This window comes from Pedobacter psychrophilus, assembly GCF_001652725.1.
In the GTDB taxonomy this organism is placed as follows: Bacteria; Bacteroidota; Bacteroidia; order Sphingobacteriales; family Sphingobacteriaceae; genus Pseudopedobacter; species Pseudopedobacter psychrophilus.
In genome coordinates, this window is the sequence record NZ_LWHJ01000033.1 from 1 (window position 1) to 13,705 (window position 13,705).

10 protein-coding genes are annotated in these 13,705 nt (G+C 36.6%); all 10 read right to left on the bottom strand.

Annotated elements, in window-relative coordinates; translation table 11 throughout:
* Positions 1-431, bottom strand: a 431-nt coding sequence (locus A5893_RS17300) for a Gfo/Idh/MocA family oxidoreductase (protein ID WP_198342353.1), incomplete at its 3' end; no start/stop codon positions are given.
* A gap of 92 nt (positions 432-523) precedes the next feature.
* Positions 524-1,762: an alkaline phosphatase family protein gene (locus A5893_RS17305; protein ID WP_082911488.1), complete on the bottom strand. Its 1,239-nt coding sequence runs from the start codon at positions 1,760-1,762 to the stop codon at positions 524-526.
* A 29-nt stretch (positions 1,763-1,791) separates the two neighbouring features.
* Complete coding sequence (locus A5893_RS17310) at positions 1,792-4,332, bottom strand: sugar-binding domain-containing protein (RefSeq protein WP_068823856.1); 2,541 nt, start codon at positions 4,330-4,332, stop codon at positions 1,792-1,794.
* A gap of 21 nt (positions 4,333-4,353) precedes the next feature.
* Positions 4,354-4,776 carry a hypothetical protein gene (locus tag A5893_RS17540; protein WP_082911489.1) on the bottom strand — a complete coding sequence of 141 codons (423 nt, stop codon included), beginning with the start codon at positions 4,774-4,776 and terminating at the stop codon, positions 4,354-4,356.
* The gene (locus A5893_RS17315) at positions 4,773-5,858 is read right to left on the bottom strand and encodes a sulfatase (RefSeq protein ID WP_082911490.1); all 1,086 of its coding nucleotides are present in this window, start codon (positions 5,856-5,858) and stop codon (positions 4,773-4,775) included. Before A5893_RS17315 ends, A5893_RS17540 begins: the two co-directional genes overlap by 4 nt.
* A 37-nt stretch (positions 5,859-5,895) precedes the next feature.
* A complete protein-coding gene (locus A5893_RS17320) occupies positions 5,896-6,741 on the bottom strand; it encodes an alpha/beta hydrolase (protein WP_068823857.1) in 846 nt (281 codons plus the stop codon).
* A gap of 2 nt (positions 6,742-6,743) precedes the next feature.
* Positions 6,744-7,595 carry a PA14 domain-containing protein gene (locus A5893_RS17970; RefSeq protein WP_068823858.1) on the bottom strand — a complete coding sequence of 284 codons (852 nt, stop codon included), beginning with the start codon at positions 7,593-7,595 and terminating at the stop codon, positions 6,744-6,746.
* Positions 7,529-8,809: a sulfatase-like hydrolase/transferase gene (locus A5893_RS17975; RefSeq protein ID WP_198342354.1), complete on the bottom strand. Its 1,281-nt coding sequence runs from the start codon at positions 8,807-8,809 to the stop codon at positions 7,529-7,531. Before A5893_RS17975 ends, A5893_RS17970 begins: the two co-directional genes overlap by 67 nt.
* Positions 8,810-8,843: 34 nt before the next feature.
* Positions 8,844-10,418 carry a sulfatase family protein gene (locus A5893_RS17335; RefSeq protein WP_068823860.1) on the bottom strand — a complete coding sequence of 525 codons (1,575 nt, stop codon included), beginning with the start codon at positions 10,416-10,418 and terminating at the stop codon, positions 8,844-8,846.
* Positions 10,419-10,473: 55 nt separating this feature from the next.
* Positions 10,474-13,587 carry a glycoside hydrolase family 2 TIM barrel-domain containing protein gene (locus A5893_RS17340; RefSeq protein WP_068823861.1) on the bottom strand — a complete coding sequence of 1,038 codons (3,114 nt, stop codon included), beginning with the start codon at positions 13,585-13,587 and terminating at the stop codon, positions 10,474-10,476.
* Positions 13,588-13,705 lie beyond the last annotated feature (118 nt).

A 13,705-nucleotide genomic window follows, 5' to 3' on the forward strand; every position in this document is an offset into this window, starting at 1 on the left:
TCTAATAAAATATCATATCCCATTTCTAGCGCCTTCATGCAGGGTTCGTAATGTAAATTATCAGGTGTAGAGATAATTACTGCGTCTGCAAATTTTGGTCTTTTGAAAACATCTTCCCAAGTATCAAATCTGTTTTTATCTTCAATATTATGGATTTTAGCATAGCGGTCATTCCGATATTTTACTGGTTCTGCTACTCCTATAATATCCATTTCCTGAGGAAACTTTGCTGCAAAACCTCCATAAATCATTCCTCTGTTTCCAGCTCCAATCGTAATTATAGTAATAGCCTTATCTTGAGGTTGATGCGACTTATTTGGTGGAATATTATAGATAAAAGAATTGTCACCAATGGCTCCTAGCACATCTGTGCTAATTACAGTTGCTCCCAACGAGATACTCAGGGTTTTTAAAAGATTTCTTCTGTTCATTTCTAATTACTGTTTACACAAATTTAGATGATTCCCAATTAAACCATTAACAAATTTGTTGACAAACTTGGTGATTATGTGGTTTAACCCTGTTATTTTAAGACCTGCTTGGCAAGTGCTCCCGTACCATCGTTAACTTCTGGCTTTAGACGAAGTGCTTTCATTACCATATCATAAAGATCTACAGTTGGAAAAGATTCGATTGTTAAATTCTTTTTAAATGCTGGGCCCCAAGCATAAAATGTGGCATGCATATCTTTTACTTCGTAAGGATTAAATCCGTGAGAACCCTTTGGAGTTTTAGTAAAAAGATTAGGCCATTTTGCCATCAAAATAATATCTCCAATACGATTATATTTATCTTCTTTCATATCAAAATGCAAATCTTTTGGTAAGTCTTTTTGTAAATAGACTGTATAATTAGGAGTTTTTTCAGCTTTTAGTTTATTGTACAAGGGCATAATATCTTCACGTTCCTTTGCATGTATGCTTAATAGTGCCCTATGATCTACAACTACATATTTAGCAGTATCAATAATAGAAGGTTTTTTTATAGGATTGTTTTGCTCAATACTTGTCATTCCGTGGTCTGATACGAAAACTACGTTTACAGGTAAACCAGTTTGTTCAATAGCAACTTGTAGCTGAGCTATAAAAGAATCTATTTCTCCAACAGCTTCATCAGTTTCCTCAGCTTCGGGTCCAAAACCATGACCAGCATGGTCAGTTTCGTTATTGTAAACCGCAATAAAATGTGGACGTACTTTTTCTGGAAGTGAAAGCCATTTTTTTATGATGTCCACACGCTCAGTCATTCCAATACGTGATTTTCCGTAATCATAATAATAACTTGTTTGCACTCCATTAATCTTTTGTTTAGAACCTATAAAGCCAAGGCTTGCAGTAATCATCCCTTGTTTTTCTGCACTTATCCAAATTGGGTCGTTTGTTAACCAATTGTTGCCACCATCTTTTAATTTTTCAAGAACGGGGTCATAGAATGAATTCCCTATAATGCCATTATGTACTGGATATAAGCCTGTTACTAAAGCATAGTGATTTGGACCCGTTGATGAAGGAAAAACAGGGATCATAGACTTGGCCTTAACTCCACTATTTGCTTGTTTTAACAAATTTGTTGCTTTGTATTTTTCGGCGTAGTCATACCTGAAACCGTCTGCCGATATAAAAATCATGTACGGACTTTTCATCTGTTCAGCAGTGTTCTCCCTTGGCGGTTTTACCCTTTGCTTGGTAACATCTTGCGCATCGCATTTGAAAATAAACACTGTTAAAACAGCAATGCTTGCAATTATTGATTTACGTATCATGATTGTGTTTTTATTTTTTTTTTCTAAAATTATTTGACTTCAATTTTCAAACTTGTTGTTGGTAAAGCTTCGCCGCTTGCCTCCAAAACTATGTTTCCCAGCTCTTCCGTAGATTGTATCACTACCAAACATTTACTTTTAAACGCTCTTCTTTTGGACGAAGTGTAATCCGTTAAGTCTAAAGGATCACCATTATCTGTTCCTTTAATTTTTCCGCTGCCGCTGATTTTGAATGATAAAAGTGGCGAAGCTTGCGGAACAGGAACTCCTTGTTCATCAGTAATGGTTATCTCACAAAGCAATACGTCTTTGCCATCTGCAGTCATGCTTTTTTCTGTAGTGCTAATCTGGATTTTTGCAGGTTTTCCGGCCGTTTTTACAATTTCTTTAGCTACTAGTTTACCACCTTTAAATCCGGTCACTACCAACTCTCCGGGCTGGTACGGAATATCCCAAACCAGTTGTTCGCCCAAATAAGGTTTTGTTCCTAAGTCTTTACCGTTCAGATGTAAGTTCACTTCGTCACAATTGGTATAAACTACCATCGGAATAACTACCCCTTCTTTTCCCGGATGCGTCCAATGAGGAAGCATGTGAACCATTGGTTTATCTGTCCACAAGCTTTGATATAAATAATAATGATCTTTTGGAAAGCCACAAATGTCAATTACCCCAAAATTTGCCATTCTGGAAGGCCATTGGTTTGTTTCTCCCAAATAATCATAAGCAGTCCACCTAAATTGCCCAATAACATAAGGAAGTTCTAAAGTGTGTTGCCATGCTTTTCTTGCGCTAGAACGTACGGTTGCGTTATCATAAGATGATTGATAAAATAGATTGCCAGACCATGGTTGGAAATTAGGGATGTCAATAAATTTAAAATCATTATAATATTTAGTGGTTTGTTCTTCTGGAAATACTTCTTCTTTGCTTAGGTCTTCTATTGGGAAAACTTTTTCTGCTAAACCACCCATTTTACCGGCTTGTTTAGAGTTGATTTCCCATGGTGCAGGAAAATCTCTTCGCCTCCAATTGGTTTTAGTTCTATAAACACCTCTGGTTTGGTAGGTATGAGGAACTTCGGTTCCAATCATTGGTACATTGGGGAATGCGTTGTGGTATTTTTCATAAACGCCTATCTCCTCACCATCGCCATTAAAGCCTTTTACATCTAAATTAGTAATGGCTTCATCCCCTTTCATTCCTCTTGTTGGGTCAACGCCACCTTGAGTAACTGGTCTTCCAGGGTCAAGCTGATGAATTAAGTCGATTAGTTTTGTTTGGGTTTCTACCGTTGGTTTCCTTACCTCGTTTCCTATTGACCACATAATTACCGAGGGATGATTTCTATCTCTTAAAACTAAATCTGTTAAATCCTGTTTCCACCATTCATCAAAATAATTGCCATAATCATCTGCTGCTTTTGCAACTTCCCATCCGTCAAAAGCCTCATCCATTACCATCATTCCCAAACTATCGCACATGTTAAAAAACTCAGGTGGAAAAGGATGATGCGATGTTCTAATAGCATTTGTCCCCATAAATTTCAGCTGCTTCAACCTACCAAACAGCACTTCATCAGGTACGGCAACGCCAAATAAGCCAGCGTCTTGGTGCAAACAAACCCCTTTTATTTTCGTGTTTTCTCCATTAAGTTTAAAACCCCACTCGCCACTAAATTCTATTTTACGAATACCGAAATTTAACGAGTACTCGTCCACTACCTTTCCTTTTGTAGAGATTGAGAATTTTACTTTGTATAAATATGGATGTTCAATTGACCATAGCTTTGCCGATATAATATCGAAAACATAATTTTGAGAATTTTGTCCTGATTTTAAACTGATATTATTCGTGGTGGATTTAACTATTTTTCCTTCGGGATTGAGAATATCTATTTTTAGTGTTGAAGAAGTGGCTTTAGCTTGCTCGCTTAAAATATTTAGATTGATGCTAACTTTTGCATTTTTTTCATCAACATCTGATTGTATTTGTAAATCTCTATCATTAACATAAACAGGATCAGTTACTTTTAACCAGACATGTCTATAAATTCCAGAACCGGTGTACCAACGCCCGCTCAAAGGTTTGGAATGATCTACTTTCACGGTAATCTCATTCTCCCCTTTTTTTAGATACTTGTTTAGGTTATAAGTAAACCCAATATAACCGTTGGGTCTTTTGCCTAAAAAATGCCCGTTAAGCCAAACTTCACTGTTCAGATAAACTCCGTCAAAAACGATAGAAACTTGCTTTTCTAGTTGTTCATCGGTAATGTTGAACTTCTTTTGATAATAACCAATGCCAGCCGGAAGATATCCCGACTGCCAGTCGCCATTAGTTTCACTATAACTACCCTCAATACTCCAATCATGTGGAAGATTTAAACTTCGCCAGCTTAAGCTTTCGGGCTGAGACTTTATTTTGGCTTCGTCTGGATTAAGAATAAACTTCCAATCTTTATCAAAATTGAGCAATTGCCTTGTTTCCGCAGATTTAGCTTTTGGCTGCGCTTCAGAAGAAAACGCGACTAGCTCTAAACAGCAGAAAAACACAAGTAAGAATCTCATAAAAAAATCTCTAATTATTCTTTATTCGTCAATATCATCGCCTTTAGGCTTGATTGGCTTATTTTTAACTTGTTCTTTTCCGTAGTGGGGATTTGGTTCAACTGCTAATTTCGCATCAGTTTTTTTAATCCACGCTAGTAACTCTGCAAGCAACTCATCTCTTTTTGGCTTATTGATATTCGCCATGTTTTTTTGCTCGCTTATATCGCTTTTCAAATTATAAAGCTCAACTGCGTTATTGGTATTAACTGTTTTTAACCCGCCATCTAAAGCCCATTCTTCGTGGTAAAGCAGCAATTTCCAATCTCCTTTTCTAATGGTAGTCACCGGTCTTGATCTAAACTTATCATCTCTCGAACCTGGATCTGGGCCATCTAGATAACCTGGAAAATGCCAGAAAATAGATTTACGCTCCAATTGACTACCGCCCTTAAAAAGTTTCACCAAACTTCGCCATCCAAGATGTTTCCATCCTTATTTTTTCTTCCGGCTACGTCGATAAATGTTGGATAAAGATCAACGTTGATGATAGGTACGTTGTTTTGTGTTCCCGGTTTAATGACACCCGGCCAACGAGCAATAAAAGGTTCTTTAATTCCACCGTCGTAATACATTCCTTTAAAACCTCTTAATGGGGTTTGTGGAGATTGTGGAAGTCCGCCATTATCTGAGGTGAAAATTACTAGCGTATTGCTGTCTAAACCTAAGTCTTTGATTTTCTTCAACAAAATTCCAACACCATCATCCATTTGACCATTCATTGATGCGTATTTTTTGTTGCTCTGAAATTTCCCATCTGGTCTATCCTTGAACTTTTCGACCATTTCTTCTCTAGCTTGAATTGGCATGTGTGTTGCGTGGTGCGAAACATATAAAAAAAATGGCTTATCCTTATTGTTCTCTATAAACTCGCAAGCGCCGTTTGTTATCTTATAAATGTACTTAGGGTCGTTGGTTTTCGCCATCTCTTCTTTCGAAGGAACATTGTAAGAACTATCTACATCAAAACCTTGGTCCGCAGGCATTGTATTGCTACTTTCATTCCCTAAATGCCACTTACCGAACATAGCCGTTTTATAACCAGCATCTCTCATTGCCTCTGCAACAGTATAAATATCAGGTCTTAATTTGCTGGTGTTCGGAATAGGAATGGTTCTCATTTGATTAATAGGACCTCTTTCTGTGTTATAAACAGCGTATATTCCATGACGAGGAGTATATTCTCCAGAGATTAAACAAGCTCTACTTGGTGCACAATTTCCTGCACTGGCATATGCGTTGTTGAAAATCATTCCCTGTTTTGCCAGCGCATTAATATTTGGTGTGTCATAAAAATCAGAACCTGTAAAGCCTGCATCTTTATAGCCCATATCGTCAATAAGAATTAAAACTACGTTTGGCTTTTTGGTTTGCGCAGTTGATTGAAATGAAGTAAAGAGCACAAAAAGTCCAATGAGAATTTTGCCGACTAATTTGACACTTGAAGTGTTTTGTTGTTTTATTAAGTTTCCTATTTTGTTTTTCATGATTGAACTATTTGTGTGATTATAGCATGTATAAATGTTAATTAGTCACTGGTTTAATTGCGATGAGGGCGAAATCAGACGGTTCTTTTTCTTGTGCTCCTTTTGCCAATCCTATTGTTCTTAAAAAGTTAATGGCTTTTACGTTGCTTGCTTCTTTCCAACCTTCTTTATTAAAGAATCCATGGTTTTCTCCTTTTGCGACCCATAATTTTGACACAATTTTATGCTGATTCAAAAGTTTTAAAAATTCTTCACCACCGGGTTTGAATTTATCTTCGCTACCGAAAAAAAGAATGGAAGGTGGTGTTGATTTGTTAACCAAATTTAAAACACTAGGATTGTATCTTTTCTCTGGAATATAAGCGGGATTGTATAATATCAAAGCTTTTACCTTCGTGGATATTTTGAGGTTATCAGAAACTTCATTGATATCATTATTCAAAGCCACTTCGGTTGCTAAAAATCCACCGGCAGAACCGCCTCCCAATAAAACTATATTGGTGTCTATTTGAAGTTTTTCTGCGTTTTCTTTAATCCATCTTACAGCAGATTTAGCATCCCTAATACATTGCTCCACCTGACTTTGAGCATTCGGATCGCCTTTAGGCAATAAATGATAATTTGCGGTAACCGTTACCAATCCTCTTTCAGAAAAAAACTGGCATTGCTCTTTCATTTGCTCTTTTTTTCCAGTAACCAAACCTCCTCCGTGGAAAAAAATAATCACAGAAGATTTTTTAGCATCTTTTATGGTAGGCTGATAAACATCCAGTTTTAGCTGCTCACCATTAATGTTTTTATATTGATGTGTACTTACTTCCTGTGCAAAAGCAAAAAAAGTCGCAATCATCAAAAACAATATAAAAACATACTTTTTCATCATTATTAATTTAAAAACGCAGTTTCTGGAATGGCTTCTTTTCCTTTTCCAGACGTACTCCAGCTTAGTTTAAGCTGTGTAGTTCCAGTAGAATTACTCAGTTTGAAATGGTGCAACTTTATAGGATGCAAACCCGCTTTCAATTTCATCACCGCGGTTTTCTCTTCGCCAGCTGTATAATTAAAATCCTCGTCTATAACAGAAATATCATGAATCCTTAGAAACGCCTTACTGCCTGTAGATAAGTAGAAAGTATATTGTCCATCTGTTGGAACATTAATATATCCTTCAAAAACCACTAAATTTCCTTTTTCTATAGTTGCATTAGGAGCAGCCACTTTTGTTTTTGCTATTGGTTTTAATAGCGCAGTTTGTGGAATCCAATGTTCGTTAACAGCAAAAGCTTTCTTTACTAAACCTTTCTTAGCTTTTTTGATATCAACAGCAGGGACAAATGCTTCATCGTAAGGTCTTTCCGCTTCTTCATCTGGTTTACGCATTTGTAAAATTTTATCTTTCATTAGCGCTTGTAAATAAGGTTCTGATTTTGCCAAATCATTAGCTTGTTTAGGATCTTTTAAAATGTTATAAATCTTAAAATCATCTCTGGCTGATTTTATCTCATACCTTACTCCTACTATATCCCCAACTCTTAGCATTTGCATTTGACCACGCTTAATTCCCCTGCGACCTGGTTCAAACTCTTTATACTCGGAAGTACGACTTGGATGAACATACTCGACATAAATATTACTTGGTGCTTGTTTACCTTTTCCTGTTAGTGAAGGAATTAAAGAAACGCCATCAGACCTAAGCGGTGCTTTAAAGCCTGCTGCTTCGGCAAAGTCGGCATCCAATCGTAAGAGATATTTGGGGTTTTAACAACTGTATTAGGTTTTATTTTACCTGGCCACCAAACAATAGTGGGTTCTCTTTCGCCACCTTCTAAAACATCTCTTTTGATGCCATCGAAAGGACCAAAGCTGTTAAAAAAGTCTGCTTCATAATCAACAAATGACTTTGGTAAGTAAGATTCTTTAGAAGGACCATTATCTGAAGTAAAAACTACCAAGGTATTTTCGGCGATATTTAAATCTTTCAACAACTGAATTAAATCACCAATTTGATCGTCAATTCTGTGGTTTACGCTTGCAAATCTTTTGTAAGTATCTGGCCAAGCAACTTCTGGCGTATTTGGGTTACTGTCATCATCATAAGTTGCATTTGCGTAAGCTGGATAAACGTAACTGTCTGGCTTTCCAGATGCTGTATTAATCATTTCTCCTTTTTTTCCTAACCATTTCATCCCACCGTTTAAACCTCCACCAGCGGGGTAAGCTTGTGTAGGTAATTCTAAAACAGCGTGTGGTGTATCATAAGCTAAGTACATAAAAAAAGGTTTTTCTGCTTCGGCACCTTTTTGGTGTTTGATGATGTAATTTTTTGCAACCGCAGTAAATAAATCACCAGTATAACATTTATCCAATCCTGAACTTACTTCGGTATAATTTTCCCAAACATCTTTAGCACCTTTATATAAACCTTCTTTTGGATAATGCTCATGTCCATCGCCGTGACCGATATAACCATAGTAATAATCAAATCCTCTTTTTAAAGGATGTGCAGGCCAAGAGTTTGATTTATCTTTTCCTTGCAAACCCCATTTCCCAACAGCGGCGGTGATATATCCTTGTGCTTTCAATGTGTTTGCTATGGTGTAATTATCTTCCAAAGCTTTATCAAATTGGTTGTCTCGCACATTTGCATGGCCTTGACTTACACCCAATAAAATAGATGCTCTTGATGGCGCACAAACAGGCGCTGCAGCATATTGTTGAGGCAAAATTGCACCTTCTGCCGCCATTTTATCTAACATTGGTGTAATCATCCATGGTTCGGTTCTATCGTTTTTCGCTTTTCTTTGGTTTTGAAAAAAGACACCAACATCTCCATAACCCATGTCATCCACCAAAATAAAAATGATGTTGGGTTTTGTTTTTTGATCTGATTTTTGAGCAAAAGACATAGCTGCTAGTAAGCAGATAAAAAGGGATAAAATTGTTACTTTCATTAGATCTAAAATTATTTGTGAAGCACAGCCAATACTAGTTGGTTTTGGATGTTCTAGAATTTGGATTTTGTTCTATTTGCTTTAAAAGACTTTTAAGTGATTCGACCGTTTCTGGATGTTTGCTAGCTAAGTTTGTTTGCTCTCCAGCATCTATTTTAATATTATAAAGCTGCGGTTCTGTGTTATTTCCAGTTTCTATATTGGTAAATTTATTATATGATTTCCCGCTTGATGGATCAATATATTTCCAATCTCCCTTAATGATGGCTAGCCCTTGGTTGTGCGAAATGATATAATCCCTTCCTACTTTATCCTTCCCCATTAGGGAATTTAATAATGGAAAACTATCTGGCGCATCTTGTGCATCTAACTTTTGTTGGCAGAGTTGCGCCATCGTAGCAAACAAATCTACTTGACTAATTTTAGCTGATGATTGCGTTCCAGCTTTCACTTTGCCGGGCCATTTAACAATAAAAGGAACACGAGTTCCAGCTTCAAACTTGCTGTATTTGCCCCCTCTAAATTCGCCTGCGGGTGTATGTCCGTTCAACATTTCTACAGCTTTATCTTTATAACCATCATCTACCACTGGTCCGTTATCACTACTAAAAACGATAAGGGTATTGTCTGATAATTTTAGGCTATCAAGAATATGAACAATTTGGCCTACCGTCCAATCTAACTGTAAAATAGCATCGCCTCTTGGTCCTAGACCGCTTTTACCGACAAACATTTTGTTAGGTGAACGAGGAACATGAATATCGCTTGATGGGAAATAGATAAAAAACGGATTACCTTTGTTTTCAGAGATAAAATTCCTAGTCTCATCAATAAATATCGGAGCTAATTCTTCGTCTTTCCATCGGGCAGCGTTTCCGCCAGTCATGTAACCAATACGGCTTATGCCGTTTACTATGGTTTGGTCATGCCCATTAGAATACATCATTTTCAATTTTTCTGGATTGTTTTTGCCTGTTGGCTCGTTCCCAACTGGATGGGTGTAGCTTACCAACATTGAATCTTTTAAATCAAGGTTAAGGACTTGGTGATCTTTTACAAATACAGTTGGTACACGATCTAAAGTTGCAGGAATAATGAAGGAATAATCAAAACCCAACTCTAATGGTCCGGGGCTAATGTAATGGTTCCAATTTGGACCTGGAGAATTGCCTAAACCTAAGTGCCACTTCCCTAAAACAGCTGTTTTGTAGTTAGCCAATTTGAAAACATCAGCAATGCTTTTCTTTGTTGGATCAATTATTAACGAGGCATCGCCAGTAGCTATACCTGTATCTTCTCTGCGCCAAGCATATTGACCTGTTAATAAAGAATACCTAGATGGTGTACAAGTTGCAGAAGTAGCATACCCGTTCTTAAATAAAAGTCCGTGTGAAGCTAGCTTATCAATATTTGGTGTTTTTACCTTTGTTGCGCCGTAGCAACCCACATCTCCGTAACCCAAATCATCCGCATAAATAAAAATAACGTTCGGTTTATCTTTATTTGTTTGTGCCATCAATTGGTTTGTGATTGATGGTGATATGAAAAAAAGCAACACAAATATAATGCGGTGCGCAATTTCAAAAAAGTATTTTCGATTGTTATCCATAAGTAACCTATGACCTAATTATTTTGAAAAAACTCATAAGTATGACCCACCAATTTTATAATGGTTTAATAATGTAACCATATTGATAGCTATTAGAATTTAACCTGTATTTTTCGTGAGGCAACCTTCCCCAGCTATTATCGCCACCAACTCCACGCTGTAATAAATCAATATGAACACTTATTACATCTCGTTTTACTAAATCGTTAATGTGCTGGTTCTTTTTGGTATCTCCCGGATCAAAATCCTCATCATAATAAGGCATGGCACTAAAACTCAAAGGCTGAAAGCCCTTTATTAAAACGCCCTTTCCTTGTGGGTTCGTAAGCTTAATCCAACGGGTGTCTGTTCTGTTACCGTTAGCTTGTGGTCTAATGTAATCAACATAAGTTTGCTCTGGCTTGTCTTGATAAAGGCCCAATAATGAAGAACCTTTTCTATCGCTGTAATTCTCCCACGGACCACGACCATAATATTGAAGGTTGTCAAATTGCGAAGCTAAATCCATCCTCATACCAAATCTTGGTAACTCTGGCATCTCTTTAAGCTGATTAATTTCTGCATTAATTGCTAAAGCGCCGCCTTTTAAAAAGGTGTATGTTAACTGATAATTTGCGTTGCTAAACTTAATTTTATACTTAGCAGTTACGGTAAATCCTTCAGTGCCTTGGTTGGTTTTCACTTCAATTATTTCAAGATTATTGTGCGCTGAACGCCATACACCACTAATTAGGTTCATCTTATTACCAAAATCATTATCTGTTGCGGCTCTCCAGAAATAAGGTTCTGGAATTTTATTTAAAATCGCCTCTCCTGCTTTCTCATAGTTTGTTAAAACACCTTTATTGATATTGAAGACAGCGGTTACATCACCAGATTTAAGCTCTAAATTATTGCCTCGCTTTTTAGTGCCTATTTCATCTTTGGTAATAAACTCGTTATTTACGTTTGCAAAATAATTTGCTTTATTCAGCATAAACTCATCCCTAGCTACTTCATGGTGCGCAGGCAACAGCGCTGTTGCTATCTTTGTGTAAGCAAAAACGTTTAATGAATATTCTTTATCAGCACTTGTTAGTTTAGGAACATCAAGCTTGAATTTTCCTTTTTGCATTGCTGCTAAAGTCATTTTGAAAACTCCGGATTTAATCACTAATCCGTTCTCTAGTAGTTGCCATTCAAAATCGTACTGGTTTAAATTATTAAAACTGAACTTATTATCGATGTTGAGTATTTGTGAGGAAGCATCAAAACCTGTAAAAAGTATAGGACTGTAGTATTTTTTCACTTCGTACAATCCAGGGTGTGGCTTTCTACTAGCGTCAACCAGTCCGTTTGCACAAAAGTTTTCATCGTTATAATACATATAGCTTCCTAAATCACCGCCGTAACCCCAATATTTCCTGCCGAATTGGTCTTTTTGTGCAAAACCTTGATCAACCCAATCCCAAATACAGCCACCTTGTAAACTTTCAGACTCGTAAATCATCTTCCAGTATTCCGCAAAATTACCGCTGCTATTTCCCATGGCATGTGAATACTCGCACATAATCATTGGTCTAACGCCAGTTTTTTTGCTGTAGGTTTTCATGCTATCAATTGTTGGATACATAGGAGCAATAATATCTGTATTCCAGGTTTGGCTAGCTTGCTCAAACATTACAGGGCGAGAAGGATCGTTCTTTTTAATGTACTTGTACATATCCTTAAAAACTTCACCGTTTCCACATTCATTCCCCATACTCCAAATAATGATAGACGGATTGTTTTTATCTCGTTCTAACATTCTAACAATACGATCTTTGAAAGACGGAGCCCACTCCTGACGATAAGCAGGATGAGGGATGGTATCTGTAGTTTTGTTAGTGCTCACACCCATGCCATGTACCTCAATATTTGCTTCATCAATCAAATACATTCCGTACTGGTTGCACAGTTTGTACCATAATTCATTGTTTGGATAATGCGAAGTTCTTACGGTGTTAATATTGAATTGCTTCATCAACTCTAAGTCTTTTACCATCATTTCTTTGGTGGTAACATGGCCTAAATATTCATCATGTTCATGGCGGTTTACACCACGGATGTAGATTGGCATTCCGTTAACCATAAGCTTACCGTTTGTAATCTCCACTTTTCTAAAGCCAATTTCAGTGGCTATATATTCAGTATCTTTTATTTCTTTACCATTTAAAGTCATCACAAACTGATAAAGATTTGGACTTTCGTCAGACCATTTCTGAATATTCTTTAAGGTTTTAGAGGCTAGTTGAATGGTGTTTTCACCAGCATCTAATTGAACGTTTTGCTGTTGCTGATAAATAATTTTATTGGCTTTATCCAAAACTTTAACTTCTAAAGAAGAAGAATTTAAATTATCGCTAACGATGGTGATTTTCGGTTGAATAACTCCGTTTTGATAATCGCTGGTTAAACCTGCATTAACCTCAAAATCTTTGATGTGGCTTTTATTTCTGGCAATCAAATAAACATCACGCTCGATTCCGCTTAGTCTCCAGAAATCTTGATCTTCTAAATAACTTCCGTCATGCCAACGATATACCTGAACAGCTAAACTATTTTTTCCTTTGTTTAAAAAAGGCGTTATATCAAATTCTGCAGGCGTTTTAGAAGCTTTTGTAAAACCAACTTCTTTACCGTTTACCCAAACATAAGCCATCCCAGAAATAGATCCGAAATGAAGTACCACGTTTTTATCAGCCCAATTTTTATCAATATCGAAACTAGTAAGGTAAGAACCAACTGGATTGTTAGCATGTGGAATGTAAGGTGGGTTTGGTGGAAACGGATATTTCACATTTGTATAGATTGGAATGCCATGACCCTGTATTTCCCAATTAGAAGGGACGGTAATATTGTTCCAGTTTTTACTATCAAAGTTCGATTTAAAAAAATCTAAAGGTCTGTCTGTTGGCTTATCTACATAATTAAATTTCCAAATGCCATTTAAAGATTGATAAGCATTTGATTTTTTTAATTCCTGATTTATCGCATCAGCCTGAGTTTGAAACGGCAAAAAATCTGCATGAGGAGCCATTTTATTTAATTCTACCTTGGTAGGGTTTTCCCATTCTGTAAAATCAAATTTTTGAGCAGATGCGGATTGATAGACCGCAAGAGTTATTATAAACAAGAAAATCTTTTTCATTTAAAATTTATTCAATAGTTTTAATTGATTGCAAGTTGGTTTATTGGATGATTGCTGAATTTGTTATCAGAATACCTTAGAACTAAATTGAGAAAAAAACCATCGAAAAGCTATTTGT

Bases quoted from the DNA above. Each gene is read 5' to 3' on its own strand.
- A5893_RS17310 (WP_068823856.1), bottom strand. From the start codon at position 4,332: ATGAGATTCTTACTTGTGTTTTTCTGCTGTTTAGAGCTAGTCGCGTTT.
- A5893_RS17340 (WP_068823861.1), bottom strand. From the start codon at position 13,587: ATGAAAAAGATTTTCTTGTTTATAATAACTCTTGCGGTCTATCAATCC.
- A5893_RS17305 (WP_082911488.1), bottom strand. From the start codon at position 1,762: ATGATACGTAAATCAATAATTGCAAGCATTGCTGTTTTAACAGTGTTT.
- A5893_RS17320 (WP_068823857.1), bottom strand. From the start codon at position 6,741: ATGATGAAAAAGTATGTTTTTATATTGTTTTTGATGATTGCGACTTTT.
- A5893_RS17975 (WP_198342354.1), bottom strand. From the start codon at position 8,809: ATGAAAGTAACAATTTTATCCCTTTTTATCTGCTTACTAGCAGCTATG.
- A5893_RS17335 (WP_068823860.1), bottom strand. From the start codon at position 10,418: ATGGATAACAATCGAAAATACTTTTTTGAAATTGCGCACCGCATTATA.
- A5893_RS17315 (WP_082911490.1), bottom strand. From the start codon at position 5,858: ATGAAAAACAAAATAGGAAACTTAATAAAACAACAAAACACTTCAAGT.